Annotated in this window: 24 protein-coding genes; 19 read left to right on the forward strand and 5 right to left on the reverse strand. The window is 72.3% G+C overall.

Annotation, left to right across the window (positions count from 1 at the left end; all coding sequences use genetic code 11):
- The first annotated feature begins 29 nt into the window (after positions 1-29).
- From AB0A90_RS05585 to AB0A90_RS05620, 8 genes are all read left to right on the forward strand, one after another.
- Entirely contained in the window at positions 30-1,010 is a 981-nt protein-coding gene (locus AB0A90_RS05585) for an aldo/keto reductase (protein ID WP_357242078.1), read from the forward strand.
- A complete protein-coding gene (locus tag AB0A90_RS05590; protein WP_124854064.1) occupies positions 1,007-1,513 on the forward strand; it encodes a hemerythrin domain-containing protein in 507 nt (168 codons plus the stop codon). The genes AB0A90_RS05585 and AB0A90_RS05590 overlap by 4 nt, the downstream gene beginning before the upstream one ends.
- A 54-nt stretch (positions 1,514-1,567) precedes the next feature.
- A complete protein-coding gene (locus AB0A90_RS05595) occupies positions 1,568-2,812 on the forward strand; it encodes a histidine kinase (RefSeq protein WP_357242081.1) in 1,245 nt (414 codons plus the stop codon).
- On the forward strand, positions 2,809-3,459 hold the full coding sequence (locus AB0A90_RS05600) for a response regulator transcription factor (protein WP_357242084.1): 651 nt from the start codon (positions 2,809-2,811) through the stop codon (positions 3,457-3,459). The genes AB0A90_RS05595 and AB0A90_RS05600 overlap by 4 nt, the downstream gene beginning before the upstream one ends.
- Before the next feature lie 76 nt (positions 3,460-3,535).
- A complete protein-coding gene (locus AB0A90_RS05605; RefSeq protein WP_357242087.1) occupies positions 3,536-4,603 on the forward strand; it encodes a hypothetical protein in 1,068 nt (355 codons plus the stop codon).
- Between the two features lie 56 nt (positions 4,604-4,659).
- Positions 4,660-6,120: a sigma 54-interacting transcriptional regulator gene (locus AB0A90_RS05610; RefSeq protein WP_357242090.1), complete on the forward strand. Its 1,461-nt coding sequence runs from the start codon at positions 4,660-4,662 to the stop codon at positions 6,118-6,120.
- Positions 6,121-6,122: 2 nt separating this feature from the next.
- Entirely contained in the window at positions 6,123-8,075 is a 1,953-nt protein-coding gene (locus AB0A90_RS05615) for a VWA domain-containing protein (RefSeq protein ID WP_357242093.1), read from the forward strand.
- Between the two features lie 28 nt (positions 8,076-8,103).
- Positions 8,104-8,568: a hypothetical protein gene (locus AB0A90_RS05620; protein WP_357242096.1), complete on the forward strand. Its 465-nt coding sequence runs from the start codon at positions 8,104-8,106 to the stop codon at positions 8,566-8,568.
- 276 nt (positions 8,569-8,844) lie between these two features.
- Here AB0A90_RS05620 and AB0A90_RS05625 read toward each other — a convergent pair whose 3' ends face one another.
- Positions 8,845-9,852 carry a DJ-1/PfpI family protein gene (locus tag AB0A90_RS05625; RefSeq protein WP_357242099.1) on the reverse strand — a complete coding sequence of 336 codons (1,008 nt, stop codon included), beginning with the start codon at positions 9,850-9,852 and terminating at the stop codon, positions 8,845-8,847.
- Between the two features lie 52 nt (positions 9,853-9,904).
- Here AB0A90_RS05625 and AB0A90_RS05630 point away from each other — a divergent pair, with 52 nt between their 5' ends.
- Complete coding sequence (locus tag AB0A90_RS05630) at positions 9,905-11,209, forward strand: MFS transporter (protein ID WP_357242103.1); 1,305 nt, start codon at positions 9,905-9,907, stop codon at positions 11,207-11,209.
- Positions 11,210-11,228: 19 nt separating this feature from the next.
- On the opposite strand, the gene AB0A90_RS05635 is transcribed toward AB0A90_RS05630, so the two are convergent.
- Together AB0A90_RS05635 and AB0A90_RS05640 are read right to left on the reverse strand one after the other, a co-directional pair.
- On the reverse strand, positions 11,229-11,909 hold the full coding sequence (locus AB0A90_RS05635; protein WP_357242106.1) for an RICIN domain-containing protein: 681 nt from the start codon (positions 11,907-11,909) through the stop codon (positions 11,229-11,231).
- 73 nt (positions 11,910-11,982) lie between these two features.
- Positions 11,983-12,453 carry a YbaK/EbsC family protein gene (locus AB0A90_RS05640; protein ID WP_357242109.1) on the reverse strand — a complete coding sequence of 157 codons (471 nt, stop codon included), beginning with the start codon at positions 12,451-12,453 and terminating at the stop codon, positions 11,983-11,985.
- A gap of 93 nt (positions 12,454-12,546) precedes the next feature.
- Here AB0A90_RS05640 and AB0A90_RS05645 point away from each other — a divergent pair, with 93 nt between their 5' ends.
- From AB0A90_RS05645 to AB0A90_RS05685, 9 genes are all read left to right on the forward strand, one after another.
- On the forward strand, positions 12,547-13,944 hold the full coding sequence (locus AB0A90_RS05645; protein ID WP_357242111.1) for an FAD-binding oxidoreductase: 1,398 nt from the start codon (positions 12,547-12,549) through the stop codon (positions 13,942-13,944).
- On the forward strand, positions 13,941-15,284 hold the full coding sequence (locus tag AB0A90_RS05650; protein WP_357242114.1) for a class I SAM-dependent methyltransferase: 1,344 nt from the start codon (positions 13,941-13,943) through the stop codon (positions 15,282-15,284). The genes AB0A90_RS05645 and AB0A90_RS05650 overlap by 4 nt, the downstream gene beginning before the upstream one ends.
- Positions 15,285-15,385: 101 nt before the next feature.
- Entirely contained in the window at positions 15,386-15,943 is a 558-nt protein-coding gene (locus AB0A90_RS05655) for a helix-turn-helix domain-containing protein (protein WP_030490876.1), read from the forward strand.
- Positions 15,936-16,805 carry an SRPBCC family protein gene (locus AB0A90_RS05660; RefSeq protein WP_357242117.1) on the forward strand — a complete coding sequence of 290 codons (870 nt, stop codon included), beginning with the start codon at positions 15,936-15,938 and terminating at the stop codon, positions 16,803-16,805. The genes AB0A90_RS05655 and AB0A90_RS05660 overlap by 8 nt, the downstream gene beginning before the upstream one ends.
- Before the next feature lie 170 nt (positions 16,806-16,975).
- On the forward strand, positions 16,976-17,209 hold the full coding sequence (locus AB0A90_RS05665) for a zinc-ribbon domain-containing protein (protein ID WP_357242120.1): 234 nt from the start codon (positions 16,976-16,978) through the stop codon (positions 17,207-17,209).
- A gap of 6 nt (positions 17,210-17,215) precedes the next feature.
- Positions 17,216-17,392 carry a hypothetical protein gene (locus tag AB0A90_RS05670; RefSeq protein WP_357242123.1) on the forward strand — a complete coding sequence of 59 codons (177 nt, stop codon included), beginning with the start codon at positions 17,216-17,218 and terminating at the stop codon, positions 17,390-17,392.
- Between the two features lie 247 nt (positions 17,393-17,639).
- Positions 17,640-19,895 (forward strand): EAL domain-containing protein, encoded by a 2,256-nt coding sequence (locus AB0A90_RS05675; RefSeq protein WP_357242126.1) that lies wholly within the window; start codon positions 17,640-17,642, stop codon positions 19,893-19,895.
- 50 nt (positions 19,896-19,945) lie between these two features.
- Positions 19,946-20,704 (forward strand): MerR family transcriptional regulator, encoded by a 759-nt coding sequence (locus tag AB0A90_RS05680; RefSeq protein ID WP_357242129.1) that lies wholly within the window; start codon positions 19,946-19,948, stop codon positions 20,702-20,704.
- Between the two features lie 72 nt (positions 20,705-20,776).
- The gene (locus tag AB0A90_RS05685) at positions 20,777-21,550 is read left to right on the forward strand and encodes a hypothetical protein (RefSeq protein WP_357242131.1); all 774 of its coding nucleotides are present in this window, start codon (positions 20,777-20,779) and stop codon (positions 21,548-21,550) included.
- A 7-nt stretch (positions 21,551-21,557) separates the two neighbouring features.
- Here AB0A90_RS05685 and AB0A90_RS05690 read toward each other — a convergent pair whose 3' ends face one another.
- On the reverse strand, positions 21,558-22,919 hold the full coding sequence (locus tag AB0A90_RS05690) for a serine hydrolase (RefSeq protein ID WP_357242134.1): 1,362 nt from the start codon (positions 22,917-22,919) through the stop codon (positions 21,558-21,560).
- A gap of 155 nt (positions 22,920-23,074) precedes the next feature.
- Between AB0A90_RS05690 and AB0A90_RS05695 the strand changes: the two genes are divergently transcribed.
- Positions 23,075-23,359 carry an antibiotic biosynthesis monooxygenase gene (locus tag AB0A90_RS05695; RefSeq protein ID WP_357242137.1) on the forward strand — a complete coding sequence of 95 codons (285 nt, stop codon included), beginning with the start codon at positions 23,075-23,077 and terminating at the stop codon, positions 23,357-23,359.
- Between the two features lie 24 nt (positions 23,360-23,383).
- Here AB0A90_RS05695 and AB0A90_RS05700 read toward each other — a convergent pair whose 3' ends face one another.
- Positions 23,384-24,937, reverse strand: coding sequence for a gluconokinase (locus AB0A90_RS05700; protein WP_357242140.1), 1,554 nt, complete (start codon positions 24,935-24,937; stop codon positions 23,384-23,386).
- Between the last annotated feature and the right edge of the window lie 172 nt (positions 24,938-25,109).

The raw sequence follows: 25,109 nt of genomic DNA on the forward strand, positions 1-25,109 counted from the left end.
AATCAGGACAGCGGGGTAGTTTCGACGCCATGCGTTTCATTGCCCTCGACACCCCCAAACCGCTGTCCAGGATCGGGTTGGGCACCTGGCAGTTCGGCTCCCGGGAATGGGGCTACGGCCCGGACTTCGAGAAGCGGGCCGCGCAGATCGTCCGCCGGGCCGTCGAGTTGGGCGTGACCGTCTTCGACACCGCGGAGATCTACGCCTTCGGGCGCAGCGAACGGATCCTCGGCGCCGCCCTCGGCGACGACCGGCCCAACGTCACCGTCGCCAGCAAGATCTTCCCGGTGGTGCCGGTGGCGGCGGTGGTGCAGCAACGGGCGGTCGCCTCGGCGGCCCGGCTCGGCGTCACCCGCATCGACCTCTACCAGGTGCACCAACCCAACCCGCTCGTCGCCGACCACACCACCATGCGCGGCATGCGGGTGTTGCAGGACGTCGGGCTGGTCGGCGAGGTGGGCGTGAGCAACTACGGGCTGCGCCGCTGGCAGGTCGCCGAGGCGGCGCTCGGCCGGCGGGTGCTCAGCAACCAGGTCCGCTACAGCATGCTGGACCGCGCCCCCGAACAGGACCTGCTGCCGTACGCCCGCCAGGCCGGGCGGGTGGTCATCGCGTACAGCCCGCTGGCGCAGGGCTTCCTCTCCGGCCGCTACGACGCGAAGAACCCGCCGAGCGGCGCGGTGCGGCGGGCCAACCCGTACTTCCTGCCGGAGAACCTGGAACGCGGCGCGGTCCTGATCGACACCCTGCGCCAGGTGGCCGACGCCCACGACGCCACCCCCAGTCAGATCGCGCTGGCCTACCTGCTGCGCCACCCGAACGTGCTCGCCATCCCCGGGGCGTCCGGGGTGGAACAGATGGAACGCAACGCCGCCGCCGCGGACATCGACCTCGCCGACGACGAGTACGCGGCGCTGGCCGAGGCCGCGAAATGCTTCCGCCCGGTGACCGGACTCGCCGCGATGCCGGCGATGCTGCGTGCCCGGTTCGCCAACACCACCGGAAAGTGAGCACAGTGGACGACATCACCGCACTGATCCTGGACGACCACGCCGCCTTCCGGCGCGGCTTCGCCCGCCTCGACGACGCCCGCGACGAGCAGGAGATGCTCGCCATCTGGGACGCCCTCGCCCTGCACCTGGACATCCACGCCGAGGCGGAGGAGGCGATCCTCTACCCGCACCTGGTCAAGCACGGCGACGACGGCGAGGACGAGACCGCCGACGCGATCGGCGACCACAACAAGATCCGCGACGCCGTCGCCGAGGCGAAACTGCACCCGGTCGGCTCGGACCAGTGGTGGGAGGCGGTCGGCACGGCCCGCCGGGAGAACAGCGAGCACCTCGCCGAGGAGGAGGACGAGGCGCTGCCCGACTTCCGCCGGCACGCCAGCACCGAACTCCGCGCCGAGCTGGGCCAACGCTGGCTGACCTTCTACGGCGAGCACAAGAACGGCCGCAATCTGCCGTTCCGCGACAAGGACCCCCAGCAGTACGTGGCCGACCACCGCTGAGATCTCCCCGTTGCGGGGGAGTCGCCGAGCCGGCCCCGGCAGCAGAATGACGGAGTGAATCCCCGAACGGCGCTGGCCCCGCTGGTCGCCGGCACCACCTGGCGACGCGGCGTGTTCCTGCTGCTCGGTGGCGTGCTGGCGCTGCCGTACGGGCTGCTCGTGGTGACCTTCGTCGAACTGTTCGCCGACTCGGCGGTCCCCCGCTCCCTGACGTACGCGCTGCTGGTGGTCGCGGTGCTGATCGCCGTGGTGCCGCTGCTGTTGGACGGCAGCCGGGCTCTGGAGATCGCCGCCGTACGGAGTCTGCTCGGCGTCGACCTGCCCGAGCCGGCGCTGGGGCATCGCGGCGATCGGGAGACCAGGCTGCGCAGCGCGCTCTGGATCGCCACCCACCTCATCGTCGGCGCGCTGGTGATGACCGCGCTGTTCGGCGCCCTGCCGTTGGCGTTGGCCTTCATCGCCCAGCAGTTCGGCGTCGGCACCGAGTTGACCACCGAGGGGCAGTTCGGGCCGCTGGACGGGCGGGACAGCGGCTGGCTGACCCTGAGCGGGGTGGCGCTGCTGGTCGGCCTCGGCTACGCCGTCGCCGGGCTCGGCGCGCTCGCCGGTCTGATGGCGCCGGTGCTGCTCGGCCCCGCCCAGGCGGAGCGGATCGCCGCCCTGGAGGCGCAGGCCACCCGGCTCGCCGAACGCAACCGACTGGCCCGGGAGCTGCACGACTCGATCGGCCACGCGCTGACCGTGGCCACCCTGCAGGCCGGAGCGGCCCGCGAGGTCCTCGACACCGACCGGGAGTTCGTCCGGCGGGCGCTCACCGCCATCGAGGAGACCGGACGGACCGCGATGGACGAGCTGGACCATGTGCTCGGGCTGCTCCGGGAGGCCGGCACCGGCCGGCCCGTGGTGGCGCCGCAGCGTACCCTCGCCGACCTGGACCGGTTGGTCACCGACGCCCGCGCAGCCGGGCTGGCGGTGCACGCACACCGCGTCGGCGACCCGGCGCGGGTGCCCGCGGCGGTCTCCCGGGAGGGCTACCGGATCGTCCAGGAAGGCCTGACCAACGCTGCCCGCTACGGCGCGGGGCCGGTGACGCTGCGGCTGGACCTGCACCCGGGGGTACTGGAGTTGGAGCTGGTCAACGAGGTGCGACGCCCCGACCGGGCGCATCCGGGACGCGGCGGTCGGGGCCTGGACGGCATGCGGGAACGGGTGCTGCTGCTCGGCGGCGGGATCACCGTGGGGCCGGACGGCGACCGTTGGCTGATCCGGGCCCGTCTGCCCTACGAGGAGGCGACATGACCACCGGGGTGCTGATCGTCGACGACGACGAGTTGATCCGGGTGGGGCTGCGCGCCATCATCGACGCCCAACCCGACCTGCGGGTGCTCGCCGAAGCCGCCGACGGCGCCGAGGTGCCGCCGCTGGTCGCCCGGCACCGGCCGGACGTGGTGCTGATGGATGTGCGGATGCCCAGCATCGACGGCATTCAGGCCACCCGGCACCTGCTGGCCACCTCCGCCAACCCGCCCCGGGTACTGGTGGTCACCACGTTCGCCAACGACGAGTACGTCTACGAGGCGCTGCGCGCGGGCGCGTCCGGCTTCCTGCTCAAACGGGCCCGGCCCGCCGAGGTGGTGGAGGCCGTCCGGGTCGTCGCGGCGGGGGAGTCGCTGCTCTTCCCGGCGGCGATCCGTCAGCTCGTCGGGGCGTACGGGCCGGCCGGCGGCGACCAGCTGCGCGCCGCCCGACTCACCGAGCGGGAGGCCGAGGTGCTGCGGTTGATGACCACCGGCCGGTCCAACCCGGAGATCGCCGCCCACCTGGTGGTCGGGGTGGAGACGGTCAAGACACACGTCGGCAACGTGCTGGCCAAGCTGGGCGCCCGCGACCGCACCCAGGCGGTCATCGCCGCCTACGAGTCCGGCTTCGTCACCCCGTCCGGCTGATCGGTCCCTCCAGCGGGGGAGCGGCTTCACCGCCGGCCGGGAGGGAACCGGCCGGACATCGGTCGAGGCTGTGCGTATGACGACGATCACCGCCTCCCCGCCCCGATCCGACTCCCGCTGGCCCGACCGGTTCGCCCCACTGGCCGCCGGTTGGCTGGGCCTGTGGGGCGTACTCGCCCTGATCAGCGTGCTCACCGGCGCCGGCTACCCGCTCGGCGCGAACGAACCGCGCGGCGGTGACGACAACCTGCTGCACCTGGTGCCGGTGGAGCTGGCCACCTCGCTCTTCGCCGGCGTACTCCTGACCGCGGCCGTGGTCGCGCTGGCCATGACCCGGTCGGCCGGCCGCCCACCCGGCCCGCTGCGGGCGCTGCTTCTCGGTTACGGCTGGGTCGTGGCGGTCCTCCTCGCCCTGGTCGTCCCGGACACGCGTGTGTTGACCATCCTCGGGTACCTGCCGATCCTGATCGTCGGTGCGCCGTTCGGGTGGCCGCCGGTGGACTACTCCGACGTCTTCACCTGGGCACTGTTCGTCCGGTTCGCCGCGATGGTCGGCGGGCTGCTGCTGGCCGGTGCGGTGCTCACCTGGCAGCGCCGCACCGCGGCCGCCTGCGTCGGCTGCGGTCGCGGTGACACCGGCCGGGGGTGGACCGCCCCGGCCGCCGCCGCGCGCTGGGGCCGGTGGGCCACCGGCATCGCCGTGGTCATCCCGCTGACGTACGCGGTGACCCGGTTCGCCTGGGCGGTCGGTATCCCGCTGGGCATCACCCGGGAGTTCCTGACCGACATGCAGGACACCGGGCTGGTCTGGGCCGGGCTCGGGCTGGGCGCGTTCGCCACCGTCGGCGCGATCCTCACCCTCGGGCTGGTGCAGCGCTGGGGCGAGCGGTTTCCGCGCTGGATGATCGGGCTCGCCGGCCGGCGGGTGCCGGTGAAGCTGGCCGTGGTGCCGGCCACCCTGGTCGCCATCGCGGTGACCGCGGCCAGCCTGGGGCTGCTCGGTCAACCCGAGTTCTGGCAGGAGATCGACGTGGCCGGAGGCCCGGCGCGGCTCTGGCCGCTGTGGGGCGTGGCGCTCGGCGCGGCCACCTACGCGTACCACCTGCGCCGGCGCGGAGCCTGCCGGCGCTGCGGCCGGGGCTGAAGGTGGGAGTGGGGGTGCCCCTGATGCCCGGGGCGCCCCTGCGAATGTGAGCTAGCGTGGGTCGGGTGACTGCGCCTAACCCGGTAATCCCGGTTCCACCGGCCGACCTGCCCGGCACGCTCGGCGCGCTGCGGGCGGCCGGTCACCAGTACCGCACCGTCAAGCAGGAACTCCGCGACAACCTCCTCGCCCGGATGCGCTCCGGCGAGGCCCGCTTTCCCGGCATCGTCGGCTACGACGACAGCGTGCTGCCCGAGGTCGAGCGGGCACTGCTCGCCGGGCACGACATGGTGTTGCTCGGTGAGCGCGGCCAGGGCAAGACCCGACTGATCCGCTCGCTCGGCGCGCTGCTCGACGAGTGGACCCCGGTCATCGTGGGCTCGGTGCTCAACGAGCACCCGATGCACCCGCTCACCCCCGCGTCCCGCGCCCAGGTCGCCGAGGCCGGCGACGACCTGCCGATCGGCTGGCTGCACCGCTCGATGCGGTACGGCGAGAAGTTGGCCACCCCGGACACCAGCGTCGGCGACCTGATCGGTGACGTCGACCCGATCCGAATCGCCCAGGGCCGCACTCTCGGCGACCCGGAGACCATCCACTTCGGGCTGGTGCCGCGCACCAACCGGGGCATCTTCGCCGTCAACGAGCTGCCCGACCTGGCCGAGCGCATCCAGGTGGCCCTGCTCAACGTCCTGGAGGAACGGGACATCCAGGTCCGTGGCTACCAGCTGCGACTGCCGCTGGACCTGCTCCTGGTGGCCAGCGCCAACCCGGACGACTACACCAACCGGGGCCGGATCATCACTCCGCTGAAGGACCGGTTCGGCGCGGAGATCCGTACCCACTACCCGGTCGACCTGGAGTTGGAGCTGGCGCTGATCCGGCAGGAGGCCGACCTGGTCGCCGCCGTTCCGGAACACGTCCTGGAGGTGCTGGCCCGCTTCGCCCGCGCGGTACGGGAGTCACCGTCGGTGGACCCGCGCTCGGGTGTCTCCGCCCGGTTCGCCATCGCCGCCGCCGAGACGGTCGCCGGTGCCGCGCTGCGCCGCGCCGGCCTGCTCGCCGCCACCGGCACCCCGGAGGGCCGCCCCGAGGCGGCGGTGGCCCGGGTCGGCGACGCCGTCTCGGTGACCAGCACGCTGCGCGGCAAGGTGGAGTTCGAGTCCGGCGAGGAGGGGCGGGAGATCGAGGTCCTCGCCCACCTGCTGCGGACCGCGACCGCCGAGACGTTCCGGGCGCACCTGGCCGGGCTGGACCTGTCCGGGTTCACGGCACTTGTCGAGGACGGCGCGGCGATCGAGACCGGCGAGCTGGTCAGCGCGACGGAGCTGCTGCGCCAGGTCGGCACCGTACCCGGGCTGGCGAAGGTTCTCGACCGGCTCGGCCTGGGCGACGCGCCCACCCCGGAGGAGGCCGCCGCCGCCGTCGAGTTCGTGCTCGAAGGGCTGCATCTGACCCGCCGGCTGGGCAAGGACGTCACCGACTCGGGGCGCACCGTCTACGGCGGTCGGGGCTGACCATGGCCGGCAACCGGTTCCGGTACGGGCAGTGGACCGGCGGGCCCGACCCGCTGGCCCCCCCGTACGACGTACGCGAAGCTGTCGACGAGGTCGGCGCCGAGGTGCTGGCCGGCGGCAGCCTGCGGGAGGCGCTGCGGGACCTGCTGCGCCGTGGCCCGCAGGGGCGGGGCGGGCTGGACGACCTGGCCGCCCGCGCCCGGCGGCTCCGCCGGGAGGCGCTCCGCCGAGGCGACCTGGACGGCGCGGTGACCAGGGCACAGGCACTGCTCGACCAGGCCCTCGCCGCCGAGCGGGACGAGCTGCGCGGCCGCGACGACGACGGCGCGCGGTTCGCCGAGTCGGTGCTGGACAATCTGCCCCGCTCGACCGCGCGGGCGGTGGAGGAGCTGTCCGGCTACCAGTGGGCCAGTGAGGACGCCCGCCGGTCGTACCAGCAGATCCTCGACCAGCTCCGGGACGACGTGCTCGGTCAGCGCTTCGCCGGGTTGCGCGACGCGGTGCGGGCGTCCGCCGACCCGGCCGCCCAGCAGCGGCTGGCCGAGATGATGGGCGACCTGAACGACCTGCTGGAACGGCACGGCCGCGCGGAGGACACCACCGACGCGTTCGCCGAGTTCATGCGCCGACACGGCGACTTCTTCCCGGAGCAGCCGGAGACGGTCGACGAGCTGATCGACGTGCTGGCCCGCCGCTCGGCGGCCGGTCAGCGGCTGATGAACTCGCTCTCCGACCGGCAGCGCGCCGAGCTGGCCGGCCTGATGCAGCAGTCGCTCGGCGACCGCCTCGCGGGGGAGTTGTCCGCGCTGGACGCCAACCTGCGGGCGCTGCGCCCGGATCTGCGCTGGGGGCGCGGTGAGCGGGTCCGGGGCGATCAGCCGCTGGACTACGCCGACGCGGCGGGTGCGCTGGGTGAGATCGGCGAGTTGGACGACCTGCTGGACCAGCTCGACCAGGACCACCCGGGCGCCACGCTTGACGACGTGGACGTCGACGCGGTCGCCCGCACGCTGGGCCGGGAGGCGGCCGACGACGTGCGCCGGCTGCGGGATCTGGAGCGGGAGCTTCGCCGGCAGGGTTGGGTGAGCCGGGACGCGGAGGGGCTCACGCTGAGCCCGAAGGCGCTGCGCCGGCTCGGCGGGACGGCGCTGCGACGGGTCTTCGCCGACCTGACGGCCGGGCCGCGCGGGCAGCACGACCTGCGTTCGGCGGGGGCCGCCGGCGAGGTCAGCGGTGGGTCCAGACCCTGGGAGTACGGCGACGAGCAACCCCTGGACGTGGTCCGGACGCTGACCCGGGCGGTCCGCCGGGCCGGGCCGACGGTTCCGGTGCAGCTCGCGGTGGACGACTTCGAGGTGGTGGAGACCGAGAGGCGGGCCTCGGCGGCGGTGGTGCTCTGCGTCGACCTGTCGTACTCGATGATCTCGCAGGGTCGTTGGGGGCCGATGAAGCAGACGGCGCTGGCGCTGGCGCACCTCATGGAGACGCGTTTCCCGCAGGACGCCCTGCAGATCGTGGGCTTCGGCCGGGAGGCGATGGCGCTGACGCAGCAGGAGTTGGCCGCCGTCGAGCCGGACGGGGAGCAGGGCACCAACCTCCAGCACGCGCTGCGGCTGGCCGGTCGGCACCTGCGCCGGCACCCGGACGCCGAGCCGGTGGTCCTGGTGGTCACCGACGGCGAGCCGACCGCCCACCTGGACCCGGACGACGGGGAGGCGCTGTTCCACTGGCCGCCGCTGCCGGAGACGATCGAGGCGACGGTCCGTGAGGTGGACCGGCTGAGCCGCTACGGCGCCACGCTCAACCTGTTCATGCTCGGCGACGACCCGGGCCTGCGGCGCTTCGTCGACGCGGTGGCCCGCCGCAGCCGTGGCCGCATGTTCACCCCCGACACCGATGACCTCGGCGAGTACGTGGTCAGCGACTACCTCCGCTCCCGCCAATCCCGCCGCTAACGTCCCTCCGGGCAGGTTGACTGGGGGGATGGAGAGTGGAGGGCTGCGGCGGGCCTATGACGGGGTGTTCGTCGAGCTTGACGCGGGGGAGTTCGGTCCGGCTCCGGAGGGGCAGCTCAGCGCCGAGCAGATCGTCGCGCACCTGGTCGCCAACGACGAGCTGATGATCCAGGCCACCGAGGCGTTGTTGGCCGGGTCGCCGTTCGCCTACTACGAGCTGGAGGACGACATCCACCGTCCGCAGCTCGACGCGTTGGCCGCCGAGCAGGGCGGTCTGCGGGGGCTGACCGCTCTGCTGCACGGCACCAGCGACCGGCTGTGCGGGCTCGTCGACCGGCTCGGCCTGGCGGCGGAGACCCCGGTCGAGACCCACCTGCGCGAGGGCTTCGACCTAATCGTGGACGAGTCACTGCCCTGGTCTCGCACCCTCGACCTGCACACAAGGGTCCACCTGCCCAAACACCAGGCCCAACTGCACCTGCTCCGCTCCTGAGCGACGCCGAATCGGCCGGTCAGGGTGGCAGCTCCTTGCCCCATTGAGGGTGATGCCTGTGAGTCATCACGATGACTCACAGGCATCACCCTCGCACCAGTGCTGCCCACCCCGCCCCGAGCTCGGCGCCGATCTTGCACTTTCTGTCCCGACAAAAGTGGCGCAAAGTGGCAATTCGGCGACAGAAAGTGCAAGATCGCGGGGCGCGGGGCGCGGGGCGCGGGGCGCGGGGCGCGGGCGCGCGGGGCGCGGGGCGCGGGCGCGCGGGGCGCGGGGTCAGGGTTGGGTGAGGGCTGGGCGGGGGTGGAAGGTGCGGCGGTAGGTGGAGGGCGCCACGCCGATGCGCTGGTGGAGTTGCTGGCGCAGGGCGGCGGTGGTGCCGAAACCCGTGCGGTGCGCGATCTGGTCGACGGTGAGATCGGTCGTCTCCAGCAGCAGTCGCGCGTGGTCGGTGCGCTGTTGCAGCAGCCACTGCGCCGGGCTCAGGCCGGTCTCCGAGCGGAAGCGCCGGGTGAAGGTACGCACACTCATCCGCGCCTGCTCGGCCAGGTCCCGCAGGGCGATCGGCTCGTGCAGCCGCTGCCGCGCCCACTCCCGGGCGCCCGCGGTGCTGGAGTCGGTGACCTTCGGCACCGGCCGCTCGATGTACTGCGCCTGGCCGCCGTCCCGCCACGGCGGCATCACGCAGCGGCGGGCCGCCCGGTTGGCCACCTCGCTGCCGTGGTCGAGGCGGATCACGTGCAGGCAGAGGTCGATGCCGGCGGCGACTCCGGCCGAGGTGAGCACCCGGTCGTCGACGATGAAGAGCACACCCGGGTCGAGGTCCACCTCGCCGTGCAGGCGACGGAACTGCTCCGTGTACGCCCAGTGGGTGGTCGCCCGACGACCGTCGAGCAGCCCGGCGGCGGCCAGCACGAACGCCCCGGTGCAGATCGACATGATCCGGGCGCCCCGCTGGTACGCCGCCCGGAGCGCCTCGGCCGCCGCCGGCTCGACGGTGCCCGCGGTCAACGCGGTGCCGGCGTGGATGCCGGGGACGATCACGGTGTCGGCGGTGTCGAGCAACTCCAGACCGTGGTCGGGGAGCACCTGGAAACCGGCCGTGCTGCGGACCGGCCGCCCGCCCGGGGTGCACACCCGTACGTCGTACAGGTGCGTGTCCTCGGCGGTCCGGGCGGTGCTGAAGACCTGCGACGGGGTGCCGAGGTCCAGGCCGACCACCTGGTCCAGGGCGAGTACGGCGATCCGGTGCGGGCGAGGCGTCATGGCCCGATTATTGCGCATGATGTCTTTCCGGCCACTCGTCGCGGTGCGCGGCCCCGCCCAGACTGGTCGCGTGACCAAGAACCGCCGTCTGCATCCCGCCTGGCTGGTCGCCGCCGTCGCCTTCGTGGCGCTGGTCGGCGCGGCCGGCTTCCGCGCCACCCCGTCGGTGCTGCTGCACCCGCTGCACGAGGAGTTCGGCTGGCCACTGGCCACCATCTCCGCCGCCGTGTCGGTGAACCTGCTGCTCTACGGGCTCACCGCGCCGTTCGCCGCCGCCCTGATGGACCGCTTCGGCATCCGCCGGGTGGTCTCGGTTGCCCTGCTGCTGGTCGCCGCGGGCAGTGGGTTGACGGTCTTCATGAGCGCCAGCTGGCAGTTGCTGCTCTGCTGGGGTGTGCTGGTCGGGCTGGGCACCGGGTCGATGGCGCTGGCGTTCGTGGCCACCATCACCGGGCGCTGGTTCGTGCACCGACGAGGTCTCGTCACCGGAGTGCTGACCGCCGGTGGGGCGGCCGGACAGTTGGTGTTCCTGCCACTGATCGCCATCCTGGTCCGCGACCACGGCTGGCGTACCGCCGCTCTCGTCGTGGCCGGAGCCGCGCTGGCGGTCGTACCCCTGGTGGTGTGGTTGCTGCGTGAGCACCCGGCGGATCTCGGGCTTCCCGCCTACGGGGCGACCGAGGTCGTCGCGGCGCCGCCGGTGACCGGCGGCGCGGCGTCCCGGGCGCTGGGCGCGCTCGCGACGGCGGCCCGGACCCGCCCGTTCTGGCTGCTGGCCGGCGGGTTCGCGATCTGCGGCGCAACCACCAACGGCCTCGTCGGTACGCACTTCGTGCCCGCCGCGCACGACCACGGCATGCCCCAGACCACCGCGGCCGGGCTGCTCGCCCTGGTCGGGCTCTTCGACATCGTCGGCACCATCGCCTCCGGCTGGCTCACCGACCGGGTGGACAGCCGATTGCTGCTCGGCACGTACTACGCGCTGCGCGGGGCGTCCCTGCTGATCCTGCCGAGCCTGTTCGCCGGCACCGCCGAACCGAGCATGCTGGTGTTCATCATCTTCTACGGCCTGGACTGGGTGGCGACCGTGCCGCCGACCGTGGCGCTGTGCCGGGAGTACTTCGGCGGCGCCGGTGCGGTGGTGTTCGGCTGGGTGTTCGCCGCCCACCAGTTCGGCGCGGCGGTCGCCGCGACCGGTGCGGGGTTGGTGCGGGACCAACTCGGTGACTACGCGATGGCCTGGTACGTGGCGGGTGCCCTGTCGATCGGCGCCGCCGGGCTGTCGTTGCTGCTGCGCCGCAGGCCGGGCCGGCCGGTGCCGGCGGCCGTGCTGGCCGCCGCGACCGCACCGAAGGCGTGGAGTTTCCGGGGCTGAGCTGCCGTGGGCCGGCCGGTCAGCCCAGGGTCCACTGCTGGGGTGGCCCGTCGTCGCAGGGCCGCTGCCGGATGTCGTCGCCGGCCTGGGTGCCCCCGTCGTCGGCCTGGGCGCACTTGCCGCTGTGCACGGCGACCAGCAGCACCGGGCCGCCGCCGATGGGGGGCAGCCGCCACTGCTGGTTGGCCCCACCGTGGCAGGGAAACTGCATCAGCGGCGTGCCGTCGTCCTTGCTGCCACCCTCGACGTCGAGACACTGCCCGGACGCGGCGTTGGCCACCGTGAACGCCTCCGGACCGACCGGGGTCATCACCCAATCCTGCTCCGGGTCGCCGGTGCAGGCAGCCAGGTGCGCCTTCGCCTGCGTGCCTTCGCCGTAGAGGCCCAGGCACAGGCCCGAGGCGGCCTTGAAGACCCGGGACCCGGTCAGCGGATCGGCGGCTGTGCTCGAGTTCGGCTCGGCCGCCGCGTCGGTGGGCTGCGCGTCGGTGGTCGGCGCGCCGACCGGCGCCGGCACGGTCGGCTCGTCGTCACCGTCGAGCAGCCCGGTGGCGAAGACCACCCCGAGGAGTGCGCCGACCAGCCCGACCGCCAGCGCCACCCGCAGCAGCGGATCTGCCAGCGGGCCGGACCGTGCTGCTCGTCGGCTACCGCCGTAGACGGTGCCGGTGTTGTCGGGGCGTTCCTCGGGCGCGGGCATAGCCGCCATCCTCACCCACCGCCGTCGGCGACTGCCAGTCGGTGGGTCGGCTGGCGATCCGGATGGCCGGCGCTCAGCGGGTGGGTTGCGGGTCGGTGACGTCGGCGACGGTGGCGTCGAGGGCCGTGATCGCGGCGTCGGCGTCGATCGCGATGGCGAGGCCACGCTCGCCGGCGCCCAGACTGATCTCGCGGCCGCGCAGTCGCTCGTCGGCGATCACCGGCCAGGCCGTGCTCGCGCCGAACGGGGTGATGGTCCCGCGCTCGTAGCCGGTCGCGGCCAGGGCGCCGGCGGCGTCCGGCATGGAGAGTCGGTGCACCCCGAGCAGGGCGCGCAGCTTCGGCCAGGAGATGACCCGGTCGCCGGGGGTGAGCACGAACAGGTGATCGTCCGCACTCCGGCGGACCACGATCGTCTTGACGACGTCGGGGACGGCCACGCCCCGGGCCGCGGCGGCCTCCGCGAGGCTGCCGACCGCACCGTGGCTGACCAGCCGATACGTCAGTCCGGCGGCGTCCAGGGCGGTGATCGCGGGCGATGGCATGCCCGCCACGGTAACCGCCCGGCCCGCCACCGGACGGGAAACTGCCAGCGCCGACATCCCACCGTTTCCAAACGGCGAGCGTAAGGTGATCACATGCGCGCTGAGCGTGTGGATCACCCCATTGACCATGATCAAGCGGTGGACACGCTGCGGCGGTCGTACGCCGCGGTGCCCACGGGCGAGCCTGTCCGGCTGGCCAAACGCACCTCCAACCTGTTCCGCCCCCGGTCCGCACCCCGGACTCCGGGGCTCGACGTGAGCGGCCTGAACGGCGTGTTGTCGGTCGACCCGACCGGGCGCACCGCCGACGTACAGGGCATGTGCACGTACGAGGACCTGGTCGACGCGACGCTGCCGCACGGGCTGATGCCGCTGGTGGTGCCGCAGTTGCGCACCATCACGCTGGGCGGCGCGGTGACCGGCCTCGGGATCGAGTCCACCTCGTTCCGCAACGGCCTGCCGCACGAGTCGGTCCGGGAGTTGGACGTGCTCACCGGCTCCGGCGAGATCGTCACCGCCCGACCCGACGGGGAGCACGCCGACCTGTTCGCCGCGTTCCCCAACTCGCTGGGCAGCCTCGGTTACGCGACCCGGCTGCGCATCGAGCTGCAACCGGTCGGCCGGTACGTGGCGTTGCGCAACGTGCGGTTCACCGACCTGGAGGCGCTCACCGACGCGATCGCGGAGGTGACCGCGACCCGGTCGTGGGCCGGGCAGCCGGTCGACGCGATGGACGGGGTGATGTTCAGCCCCGGCGAGGCGTACCTGGTGTTCGCCACGTTCACCGACGCCGGCGACCCGCCCAGCGACTACACCGGTCAGGCGATCTACTACCGGTCACTGCGCCGGCGCACCCGGGACGTGCTCACCGCGTACGACTATCTGTGGCGCTGGGACACCGACTGGTTCTGGTGCTCGTCGGCGTTCGGCGCGCAGCACCCGGTCGTGCGCAGGCTCTGGCCGGCGCGTTACCGGCGCAGCGACTTCTACCACCGGCTGGTCCGTCTCGAGCACCGCCACCAGGTGGCGGCCCGGATCGACCGGCTGCGCGGGCAGCCGGCCCGGGAGCGGGTCGTGCAGGACGTGGAGATCCCGCTGGACCGTACGGCCGACTTCCTGCGCTGGTTCGCCGGCGCGGTGGGGATGAACCCGGTGTGGCTGTGTCCGTTGCGGTTGCGGGAGCCGGCGGGTGCCGGTTCGGCGCGCTCGTGGCCGCTGTATCCACTCCGGCCAGGGCAGGACTACGTCAACATTGGGTTCTGGGGGAGCGTGCCGATCGCGCCGGGCGCCGCCGACGGCGACGTCAACCGCACGATCGAACGCAGGGTGTCGGAGTCGGGCGGCCACAAGTCGCTCTACTCCGACGCGTACTACGACCGGGACGCCTTCGATCGCCTGTACGGCGGCGACACGTGGCGGGCGGTGAAAGACCGCTACGACCCGGACCACCGGCTGACGGGACTGTACGAAAAGGCGGTAGCACGAGCATGAGCCTGACCGACAGAGATCAAGGGGCGGCGAGCGTCCCCGCCACCCCGCCGGCGGGGGGCCGGCACACGGGTCCGACCGTGGCGGATGTCATCCGCGCGGTCACCACGGGGCCGTTGCCGGTGCGGATCACCGGGTACGACGGCAGTTCAGTCGGACCGTCCGACGCGGGCATCACCCTGGCGATCCAATCCGAGCGGGGCTTGTCCTACCTGCTCACCGCGCCCGGTGACCTGGGCATGGCCCGGGCCTACGTCAGTGGTGACCTGGCGTTGCAGGGGGTGCACCCGGGTGACCCGTACGAGGCGTTGCGGGTGCTCAAGGACGAGCTGCGGTTGCGCCCGCCGTCGCTCGCCGAGGGGCTGGCGCTGGTCCGAGGGTTGGGCTGGGAGCGGCTGCTGCCACCGCCGGCTCCACCGCAGGAGGCGCAGCCGCGGTGGAAGCGGGTGGTGAACGGGCTGCGGCACTCGCGGGTACGCGACAGCACGGCGATCTCGCACCACTACGACGTCTCCAACGCCTTCTACGAGAAGGTGCTCGGCCCGTCGATGACGTACACCTGTGCGGTCTACCGGTCTCCGGGCGACACGCTGGAGCAGGCCCAGGCGGCGAAGTACGACCTGGTCGCCGGCAAGCTGGCGTTGCAGAAGGGGATGCGGCTGCTGGATGTGGGCTGCGGCTGGGGCGGCATGGTGCGCCACGCCGCCCGCGAGTACGGCGTGAAGGCGCTCGGGGTGACCCTGTCGAAGGCGCAGGCGCAGTGGGCGCAGGCCGCGATCGAGCGGGAGGGGTTGAGTGAGCTGGCGGAGGTGCGATACCTGGACTACCGGGACGCGCCGGCCGAGCAGTTCGACGCCATCTCCTCGATCGGGCTGACCGAGCACATCGGGGTGCGTAACTACCCGGCCTACTTCGGCGCGCTGCGCAGCCGGCTGCGACAGGGTGGGCGTCTGCTCAACCACTGCATCACCCGCGCGGACAACCGGGCGCCGCACCGCTCGGGCGCGTTCATCGACAGGTACGTCTTCCCGGACGGCGAGTTGGCCGGCCCGGGTCGGTTGATCAGCGAGGTGCACGACGCCGGGTTCGAGGTGCACCACGAGGAGAATCTGCGCCAGCACTACGCGCTGACGCTTGCCGCCTGGTGCCGCAACCTGGTGGAGCACTGGGACTTCTGCGTCTCCGAGGTGGGTGCGGGCACCGCCAGGGTGTGGGGGCTCTACATGGCCGGGTCGCGGATGGCGTTCGAGCGCAACGGCATCCAGTTGCACCAGGTGCTGGCCACGCACAACGGCCCGGACGGTGTGAACGGCTACCCGTTGCGACCGGACTGGTTGCCCTGATCACCTGCTGACTGCTGCCTGAAGCCGCGTCGGAAAAAGTCGGCGCGGCTTCTCGCGAACCGATTGACAAACAAGTTTTGTACGTACAAACTGATTTTGCCATGAGAGACGTCCTGTACCTGGAGCAGATCGAGCAGGCCGAAGTCCTGCTCAAGCCGCAGCGCGTTGAGGTGCTGCGGCAACTCGCCGAACCGCGCACCTGCACCGAGGTCGCGGCCCGACTCGACCAGACGCCACAGCGCGTCTACTACCACGTCAAGCAGCTCGTCGCGGCTGGCCTCGTCGAGCTGGTCAACGAACGCAAGGTCCGCGGCATCACCGAGGGGATCTACCAGGCGGCCGCCCGGTCGTACTGGCTGTCCCCCCGGCTCGTCGGCCGGATCGGCCTCCGCCGCGCCCGGGACGAGCTGAGCCTGGGCTACCTGCTCGACCTGATGGAGGAGGTCCAGGCCGACATCGCCGGTCTGGACCGGGCGGCGCCCGAGCTGCCCTCGATCGGGGTCTCCGGCGAGATCCGGGTGCCCGCCGAGCAGCGCCAGCAGTTCCTGCACGACCTGCAAACCGCACTCCAAGACCTGTTCACCCGCTACGGCGGCAGCGAGGGCGATGCCTTCAAGCTGGCCGTCGCCTGCTATCCGAAAGGCAACGACAATGAGTGACCCGTTGAAGGTCCAGGCCCGTCTCTCCGCACCGGTCGGGCGCGTCCGCGCGGCCCTGACCGACCCGGCCGAGCTGCGTCTCTGGCTGGCCGAGCACGCCGAGGTCGAGCTGCCCCAGCGGTACGAGTTCTGGGGCCGCTACACGCCCGAGGGCGATGCCCCGCACCAGCGGCTGCTGCACGCCGACGACGACACGCTGCGCTTTGGCTGGCTGCTCGACGGGGTGGAGACCACCACCGAGCTTCAGCTCACCGCCGAGGGCACCGACAGCACCGTGCTGACGCTGACCCAGAGCCACTTCGACTTCGCCGAGGCGATGAGCGGCTCCAGCATCCGGGGCGTGCTCCAGACGTACTGGGCGCTGTCCATCGCCAACCTGGCCGCGCACGTGGAGGGCAAGCCACTGCTGCCCCGCACCGACTTCACCTCCGCCGACCTGCGGGGCGAGCTGGTCATCGCCGCCCCCGCCGACAAGGTGTGGGAGTCGCTCACCGACTCCGAGCAGGCCAGCGCCTGGTTCGGCTACCCGATCGGCATCGAGCCCTGGGTCGGCGGCCGGTACGCCATGGGCGGCTTCGAGACCGGTTACGCGGCCAAGGTCATCGACCTGGAGCCCGGCCGACGGATGTCCATCGACTGGGGGCCGACCGGTGTGACGAGCTGGGAGCTGGTCGAGTCCGGTGGCCGCACCACGCTGACGTTCGTGCAGAGCGGCTTCGACGAGGCCAACCCCCCGTACGGGGCCTGGAGTGGGTCGGTTGCCGGGCTGTTCGAGCTGCGCCGCTTCCACGAGGTGCCGAACTGGCAGCCGATCTGGCTCGCCGAGGAGGTCCCCGGCCTGGAGCCCGCACCGGCCAACTGAGCGTCGCGCCATGCCCCTTGATCGCGCTCGATCACGGATGCAGTGGTCTCGTTCGCCCTGGAGGCCACTACATCCTGGATCGAGCGCGATCTTGTAGGTGCGGGGTGGGTCCGGGGGATCCGTCGGCGGAACCTGGTGACTTTTCGCGGCTGAGTGGGTACTGGCGGGCGATGTTCTTCATCTTTGGTCTGCGTACCAAGGTCGCCAGGTCCGGTGTCGTGCAGCAGGTCTGCCGGCACTGCGGCAACCAGGCCGCACAGGTGATCACCCGTCGTTCGACGAAATTCACCCTGTTCTTCATTCCCCTCATTCCGATCCGTACCCGGTACGCGCAGCAGTGCACGTTCTGCGGTGCGGAGTACGAGATCTCCAGGTCCGAGGCCGAGCGCCTCCCGGTCGGCTGATCGTCGATGGAACGTTTCCTCTGCTGGCTGATCGGCCGACCGACGCCATCTGTCGACGTGGCGGTGCACACCGTGGCCCGCCCGCCCTGCACCCCCGGCCGCCGCAGACGTCGCCGCGCCCGCCGCCCACTGGCCGGCACCGCGCTTCCCCGCTCTCCCTGGAACCGCTCCGCCGGGCGGTGACCGGGTACGCGGGCATGCATGGAAAGTCGGAATGTGGGCACTGTGGCGCGGGGCACCCCCGCCCCCATTCGGGGCAGGTTTACAGCGGCATCCACCAGGGGTGCCTGTCGAGGTTGGACAGTCGTTCCGGCTGACCCGGCGGGCACGGTCGGCCCTGGCGGCGTACCTGGGGGCTGGTTAGGCTTTCGGGGTTTGCCGTGGACCGGTCTTCCGAGGGTGCACGCACGATCGAAGAGCCGGAGCGACCGTGTCCCGACAGGACGGAAACCAGGCTGTGGGGCGGCTCAGCCCCGCTGGTGCTGTCGCCGCGGCCGCGGTCATCCTGGTGGAGGCATGCTGGCTGGTCGCCGCGTTGCCCGGAGCCGCGCTGGTCAGTGACATCGGCGCGCTGCTGGTGGCCGGTTGGGCGACGGTCGCGTGTGTCGGTGTGGCCCGTCGACATCCGGCCCCGCTGCGCAGATTCTGGATGCTGCTCGCCGTCACCATGGCGCTCGCCGCGCTGGGCCGGGCCATCTGGACTGCGCAACGTCTCGTCGGCGGCGACCTGCCGCACACACCGGTGGTCGGCGTGGTCTTCACCGCCGGCATCCTCACCGGTACGGCCGCGCTGCTCAGCTCACCGTCCGCGCCACGGACCGCGGTGGGGCGGGCCCGCACGTTGCTGGACGGGGTGATCGTCGCCCTGGCCCTGGTGCCGATCGCCTGGGTGCTGGTGTTTCGGGGGGTCGCCGCCGCCGAGTTGGCCGACCCGGCGCGCACGCTGGGCCTGCTCTACCCGATGTTCGACCTGATGCAGCTCACCATCCTGGTCGCGGTGGCCGGGCCGGCCCGGCCGATGTGGCGGCCGATGAGTCTGCTCGCGGCGAGCCTCACGCTGCGGGTCGTCGCCGACGTCGTCTACGTCTCGCTCGTCGCGCGTGCCGACTACGCCGCCGGTCACCCGATCGACCTGTGCTGGCCGGTGAGCTACCTGCTGATCGGCCTGGCCTCCCGCAACCCTCCGCCGCCGGACTGCGACGGCACCGACGACACCGCCGAGTCACCGCTGCCGCCCTGGTGGCGGGTGGCGTTGCCGTACCTGCCGGTGGGTGGGGCGATCGTCGCGGTGGTGCTGGCCCGCCGACCCACCGGGCAGACCCCGCATCTGATCTTCGTGACCATGATGGTCCTGCTCGCGGCTCTCGCCGTGCGGCAGGGGTTGGCCGCCAACGAGAACCTGCGGCTGGTGGTCCGGCTGCGCCGTCTCGCGTACGGGGACCAGCTCACCGGCCTGCCCAACCGGTTGCTGTTCAACCGGAGGCTGCGGCTGGCCCTGCGCGACGGCCGGCCCGCGGCCGTGCTGCTGCTCGACCTGGACGGGTTCAAGCAGGTCAACGACCGTTTCGGGCATGCCACCGGCGACACCCTGCTGACCGGACTGGCGGCCCGGATGCGGGCTGTCGTGGCCGACGACGGCATCATCGCCCGGCTCGGCGGGGACGAGTTCGCGGTGCTTGTCGACGGCGACCGGCAGGTCTCACCCGAGCGGCTCGCCGAGCGGCTGCTGGACGCGCTGCGACCCTCCGACGGTGAGGATGACGTCGGCGTGCACCCGTCGGCGAGCATCGGCATCGCCGAACTCGGCCCGCAGCACGCCTCGCACACCGACCTGCTGCGCGACGCCGACATCGCCATGTACGCGGCCAAGGCGGCGGGGAAGTCCGCGTACCGGACGTGCACCTCGGCGCTGCGTGAGTCGGCCGTGTCGCGGGCCGAGCTGATCGCCGATCTGCGCCGCGCGGTCGACGAGGATCAGCTGTGTCTGGAGTTCCAACCCATCGTCGACCTGGCCACCGGCGCGGTGCGCAGCGCCGAGGCGCTGGTGCGGTGGCGGCACCCCCGGTTGGGGATGCTGCCGCCGTCGAGGTTCCTGCCGCTGGCCGAGGAGACCGGGCTGATCCTGCCGATCGACAGGTGGGTGATCCACGAGGCGTGCCGGGCGGCGGCGACCTGGCGGGACCGGGCGCCGGACGCGACGGTGGCGGTGAACATCGCCGCGGCGCACCTGCGCCGTCCGGACCTGATCGCCACGGTCACCGCTGCCACCAGCGCCGCCGGGCTGGCGCCGCGGGCGTTGACCCTGGAGTTGACCGAGTCGGCGCTGATCGAGGGCACCGAGGCGGTGTTGGAGCGACTGCACCAGCTCCGGGAGCTGGGCATCAAGATCGCCATCGACGACTTTGGTACGGGTTACTCGTCGCTGAGCTACCTGCACCGCATCCCGGCGACCGAGTTGAAGATCGACAGATCGTTCGTGACCCGGCTGGGGTCGGACGACCGCGCGTACGCCACCGTGGAGATGGTGACCCGGTTGGCCGGCGCGTTCGACCTGACGGTCGTCGCCGAGGGGGTGGAGACCGAGCGTCAGCACGAGGCGGTCGCCGCGATCGGCTGCCCGCGCGGTCAGGGCTATCTGTACGGGCGGCCGGACGCGCCCGCCATGGTGGGCCAGAATCGGGCTTGACCCTGACGTAGCGGCAGGCGGGAGCCTGGTTTCCGGAAGGGAGGGGAACCATGGCGTACACGGTGGGTCAGGTGGCGAAGGTCGCTCGCGTGACGGTGCGGACTCTGCACCACTACGACGAGATCGGCCTGCTCTCGCCCAGCGGGCGGACCCCGGCGGGTTACCGCCGCTACGACGACGCGGACCTGGAACGGCTGCAACTCGTCCTGTACTACCGGGAGCTGGGTTTCCCGCTTGAGGAGATCACCGCGATCATCGACGACCCGGCGGCCGACCCGGCCGCGCACCTGCGCCGCCAGCACGAGCTGCTGACGGGCCGGCTGAAGCGGTTGCAGGCGATGGTCGAGGCGATCGAGTTCGCGATGGAGGCGAGCAACATGAACATCCAACTCACCCCGGAGGAGCGGTTCGAGGTCTTCGGTGACGCCGACCCGGAGCAGTACGAGGCCGAGGTGAAGCAGCGTTGGGGTGACACCGACGCGTACCGGGAGTCGAACCGGCGGGTCTCCCGCTACACCAAGGAAGACTGGCTGCGGAACAAGACGGAGAACGAGGACTGGGGGCGGCGGATCGTCGCGCTGATGGCCTCGGGCGCGCCGGCGGACAGCCCGGAGGCGATGGACCTGGCCGAGGAGCACCGGCAGCTCATCAACCGCTGGTTCTACGAGTGTTCGTACGAGATGCAGACCGCGTTGGCCGACATGTACCTGGCCGACGAGCGGTTCACCGCGTACTACGAGAAGATCGCGCCGGGGTTGGCCGTGTACCTGAACGAGGCCATCCACGCCAACGCGATCAGCCGCGCCTGATCGGCCCGGGACGGCGGCGGGGTGCGGTCCGGCTACTCTGGCCGGACCGCCACCGCCCCCGGGGAGACGACCGTGCAGAAGCCGAAGCTGATCGCCGCCGGTGCCATCCTCGCGGTGGCGGTCGCCGCTGGGGTGTGGGCACTCGTGGCCACCGGCGACGAACCCGACGCGGGTCGCGCGCCGGCGTCAGCGGCACCGACCGACCCGGTGGGTGTGCTGACGGCCGCCGCCGCGAAGGTCGACGAGCGGACCTACAAGCTGACGTTGGGCACCGGCGGGACAGCGGGCGGCGACGGCACGGTGGTGCTCTGGGACCCGACGACGAAGCGTGGCCTGGAGACCACCTCGCTCAAGGTGCCCACCGGTGAGGTGAAGATCGAACGGCTCACCACCGGGCCGGACGTCTACGTGCGGATCAGCGCCCCGGACCGCCGCGTCCCGGTGTGGGACGGCAAGACCTGGTGGCACGTCGGGTCGCCGGGTTCGCCGTCCGCCCAACAGGGCTTGGACAACACCAAGCTCGCCGGCACGCTCAGCACGGCGGCGGCCGTCCGGCAGACCGGGGTACGGGAGTACGCCGGCACGCTGGACCTGCGGGAGAGCAGCGCGGTGCTCGGCACCGGGGTCGGCGGAAGGCTCGGCGACCGGGCCGGGGCGGTGCCGTTCACGGCGGCCGTCGACGACCAGGGCCGGTTGGTCCGCTACCGCATCGAGTTGGCCAGGGAGCAGTCGGAGACCGCCCAGCTCGAACTGACGTACTCGGACTTCGGGTTGTCGGTGTCGGCGGATCCGCCGGCGGCCGACCTGGTCGGCGAGAATCCGCCGGCGAACATCCCGGGCGCCTGACCGTCGGTCACTCCTCGACCGCGCCGGCGCTGGGGGTGACCAGGAAGTCGTAGACGGTGCGGGCCATCCGGCGGACCGTCTCGTCGCCGCTGGCCATCGGGCCGGCGGTGAGGAACGCGACGGCGGTCTCGGTGCCGGGGATCAGGTAGTAGCCGACGTCATGGGAGGCGTCCGGCAGGTCACCGGTCTTGTGGGCCACCGGCACCCCGGGTGGCAGCGCCGCCGGGATCTTGGTGTTCAGGGTCTGCTCCCGCATGAACCCGACCATCAGGTCACGGGAGGCGGGGGTGAGGATCTCGCCGTCCCAGACCGCCCCGAGCAGGGACACCACGTCGTCGGGGCTCGTGTAGTTCTCCTCGCCGCGTTGCGCCGCCGCGCTGTCGAGCATCCGGCGGGCCAGGATGGTCGATCGTTGGTTCATCGAGTCGATCAGCGCGTTGACCGGGGCGAACCCGCCGAGGTAGGTGATCAGCACGTTCGCGGCGACGTTGTCGCTGTACTTGATCAGATACTGGGCGAGCCGATGCAGGGTGACCACCTGCGGGAACGTCTCGAACTGGAGCTGACCGGTGCCGCCGACCACGTCCTCCGGGGTGACCAGTACGCCGTCGTCGAGTGAGACCTGTCCACAGTCGACCCGGCGGAGCAGCTCGACGAGGATCCACAGCTTGATCACGCTGGCGGCCTTGGGGCGCAGCGCGCCGTTGACGGCGATCTGCTGGTCGCCGTACCGGCCGGACAGGTCGCGGACGGTGACTCCGGCCGGGTTGAGACTCGCGTCGGCGACCACCCGGGCGAGCTGTCCGCTGAGCGGGAACAGCCGGGCTCCCGCGACCGGGTCGGTGGGCGGCTGCGGACTGGTGACCACCACGCCGGTCAGCTCGACCGGCGGGCGGTGCTGGGGGATCACCTCGAGCGTGCCCTCGCTGCGGCCGGTCAACGGCACCCGGTAGCGGTAGGCCGTGCCCCCGACGACGACCGCGCCGCTGGCCACCCCGGCGGCGACGAGCATGCCCGGGTCGGCGACCCGTCCGGTGTCACCGTCACAGGCCCGGTAGCGCACGGTGTGCCCGAGCGAGTCCACCGCGAACACCCCACCGGGAAACGACAGCCAGGACACCTCGCTTGTCGGCGCCCGCTCCGGCGTCGGCTCGACACCGGGCTCATGGCCCTGCCCGCCGCTCGGCTCGACCGCGTGCCCCGACTCGGCCGGCCGCGCCGGGTCCGCGCCGGGACCGGGGCCGTCCGCGGTGGCCGGCCCGGTCGTGGCCAGCACGGCGAGCGCGACCGCCGCCGCCAGCCCCTTCCGAGGTACGCGGACAGGGGCTGGCGGCGGTGAAGATGAGGACCTGTTGTCGCTTTTTTTCACGTTTGTACGATATGAAGCGCTGCGGAGCGGTGCGACAAGCGAGGTCGGCGTCACCCGTCCGGGCGGCGATGTCCCCATGAGCGTGATGACTCACAGGTATAAAGATGACTCACCGGCATCAACCTCATCAGAGGCACCGACCCCCGGAGGTCCCCATGTTGATCATCGCAGGCAGCCTGCGGGTTGAACCCTCCGCACGCGAGGCGTACCTGTCCGACTGCGAAAAGGTCATCGCGCAGGCGCGCGCCAGCGCCGGCTGCCTCGACTTCCTGCTTGCGGCCGACCCGTTGGAGCCGGGACGGATCCACGTCTACGAACGCTGGGAGTCCGCGGAGCAGTTGGCCGCGTTCCGTGGCTCGGGGCCGAGTGACACGCAGGAAGCGGAGATCCTCGACGCCGATGTGCAGCGCTACCTGATCTCCGGCGTCGAGGCACCCTGACCCGGGTCACCCACGGCCGGAGGTTCACATCGGCGGTCCCGATGCGGGCTCGGGTTCCGCGGGCAGGCCGGGCGCCAGCCGGCGGATCGAGGCGAAAGCGGGCGTCAGCGCTTCGTACAGCTCGGCGAACAGTGGCAGCAGCGCCGCGTACGTGGCGGCGGCGGCCGGGTCGGGGCGGATCGTCTCCTCGATCCGGACGAGGTCGGCGGCGACGTCGATGCTGGGGATCAGCCCGAGCGCCTGCATGCCGAGCAGTGCCGCGCCGAAGCTGGACCCCTCGTGTGCGGCCGGAAAACTCACCGGCACGCCGAGCACGTCGGCGAGCATCTGCCGCCACAGGCCGCTGCGGGCGAAGCCGCCACCGGCACGGATCTCGCGGACCTCGTTGCCGGCCGCCCGTACCGAGCTGAGCACCAGGGCGAGTTGCTGGCAGACCCCCTCCAACGCGGCACGGATCAGGTGCTCGCGGCGGTGGCTGTGGGTCAACCCCACGTACGCCCCGCGCGGCAGGGCGCTCCAGTGTGGTGCCCGTTCGCTGTGCAGGTACGGCAGCATGATGAGCCCGCCCGAGCCGGCCGGCGCGCGGGCCGCCAGGGCGACCAGGTCCTCTTCGGAGTGCTCACCCAGATCCGGCGCGAGCGCCTCGCCGGCCCACTTGAGGACGATGCCGCCGTTGTTGATCGCACCGCCGACCGCCCAGCGGTGCTCGGTCAGCGCGTAGCAGAACACGCCGCCGAGTGGGTCCACCCCGGGCCGCTCGACCATCACCCGCATCGCGCCGCTGGTGCCGATCGAGCAGGCCACCATGCCGGGATGCACCGCGCCCAGGCCCAGGTTCGCGAGCGGGCCGTCGCCCGCACCGACCACCACCGGGGTGCGCTCCGGCAGGCCGGTGGTGGCCGCGGCCCGCGGGGTGAGGCCGGGCAGCACGGCGGTGGTGGCGACCAGTTGGGGCAGTTGCTCCTCGGTGATGCCGGCGATGGTCAGCGCCTCGCTGTCCCATTCCAGCCGGTGGATGTCCAGCAGGCCGCTGGCCGAGGCGATCGAGTGGTCGGTGACCAGCGCGTCGCAGAGCCGCAGTAGCACCCAGTCCTTGATGCCCACCCAGTGCGCGACGCGCTCGAAGAGTTTCGGCTCCTGCTCGGCGAACCAGACCAGCTTGGGCAGCGGCGACATCGGATGCATCGGCGTGCCGGTACGCCGGTGCAGGGCCAGCCCGGACGGCACCGCCCGGAGCCGCTCGGCCTGCCGGATCGCGCGTGAGTCGGCCCAGGTCACCGACGGCGTGAGCGGGTTGCCGTCCGGGTCCAGCCCGATCAGGCTGTGCATGGCGGAGCAGAACGCCAACCCGGCCACCGGCTGGACCAGCTCGGCCACGACCACGCTCACCGACTTGAGCACCGCGTCGAGGATGAGGTGCGGGTCCTGCTCGGCGTAGCCGGGTTGCGGGTCGTTCAGCGGGTAGCCGACCGAGTGGCTGCCGAGCTGTCGCCCGTCGGTGTCGTACGCGACGGCCTTGGTGCTGGTGGTGCCGATGTCGACGCCGACGACCACTCCGGGCCGGGTGTCCTGTGGCACGCGCTCACCCCCTTCGCACGGCGGTGCGGCGGCGACGCCACCCGGCTGCGGTTGACGTTACCGAGACGGCGACGGCCCCCGCAGGACACGCGCACAGGACATCCGTCGACGCGACAGTATCGGCCTATCGTGTGGCTTTATCCGCCGATCGGGTATTTTGCCCCTTCCGGCG

The sequence above is a fragment of the Micromonospora sp. NPDC049204 genome (genome assembly GCF_040647935.1).
GTDB lineage: Bacteria > Actinomycetota > Actinomycetes > Mycobacteriales > Micromonosporaceae > Micromonospora.

What these genes read in the sequence shown, in the direction of transcription:
- AB0A90_RS05660 (WP_357242117.1), top strand. Translation starts at nt 15,936, where the DNA reads ATGAGTGACCCGTTGAAGGTCCAGGCCCGTCTCTCCGCACCGGTCGGG.
- AB0A90_RS05695 (WP_357242137.1), top strand. Translation starts at nt 23,075, where the DNA reads ATGTTGATCATCGCAGGCAGCCTGCGGGTTGAACCCTCCGCACGCGAG.
- AB0A90_RS05605 (WP_357242087.1), top strand. Translation starts at nt 3,536, where the DNA reads ATGACGACGATCACCGCCTCCCCGCCCCGATCCGACTCCCGCTGGCCC.
- AB0A90_RS05620 (WP_357242096.1), top strand. Translation starts at nt 8,104, where the DNA reads ATGGAGAGTGGAGGGCTGCGGCGGGCCTATGACGGGGTGTTCGTCGAG.
- AB0A90_RS05635 (WP_357242106.1), bottom strand. Translation starts at nt 11,909, where the DNA reads ATGCCCGCGCCCGAGGAACGCCCCGACAACACCGGCACCGTCTACGGC.
- AB0A90_RS05650 (WP_357242114.1), top strand. Translation starts at nt 13,941, where the DNA reads ATGAGCCTGACCGACAGAGATCAAGGGGCGGCGAGCGTCCCCGCCACC.
- AB0A90_RS05670 (WP_357242123.1), top strand. Translation starts at nt 17,216, where the DNA reads ATGGAACGTTTCCTCTGCTGGCTGATCGGCCGACCGACGCCATCTGTC.
- AB0A90_RS05615 (WP_357242093.1), top strand. Translation starts at nt 6,123, where the DNA reads ATGGCCGGCAACCGGTTCCGGTACGGGCAGTGGACCGGCGGGCCCGAC.
- AB0A90_RS05680 (WP_357242129.1), top strand. Translation starts at nt 19,946, where the DNA reads ATGGCGTACACGGTGGGTCAGGTGGCGAAGGTCGCTCGCGTGACGGTG.
- AB0A90_RS05645 (WP_357242111.1), top strand. Translation starts at nt 12,547, where the DNA reads ATGCGCGCTGAGCGTGTGGATCACCCCATTGACCATGATCAAGCGGTG.
- AB0A90_RS05640 (WP_357242109.1), bottom strand. Translation starts at nt 12,453, where the DNA reads ATGCCATCGCCCGCGATCACCGCCCTGGACGCCGCCGGACTGACGTAT.
- AB0A90_RS05665 (WP_357242120.1), top strand. Translation starts at nt 16,976, where the DNA reads ATGTTCTTCATCTTTGGTCTGCGTACCAAGGTCGCCAGGTCCGGTGTC.
- AB0A90_RS05655 (WP_030490876.1), top strand. Translation starts at nt 15,386, where the DNA reads ATGAGAGACGTCCTGTACCTGGAGCAGATCGAGCAGGCCGAAGTCCTG.
- AB0A90_RS05600 (WP_357242084.1), top strand. Translation starts at nt 2,809, where the DNA reads ATGACCACCGGGGTGCTGATCGTCGACGACGACGAGTTGATCCGGGTG.
- AB0A90_RS05625 (WP_357242099.1), bottom strand. Translation starts at nt 9,852, where the DNA reads ATGCGCAATAATCGGGCCATGACGCCTCGCCCGCACCGGATCGCCGTA.
- AB0A90_RS05585 (WP_357242078.1), top strand. Translation starts at nt 30, where the DNA reads ATGCGTTTCATTGCCCTCGACACCCCCAAACCGCTGTCCAGGATCGGG.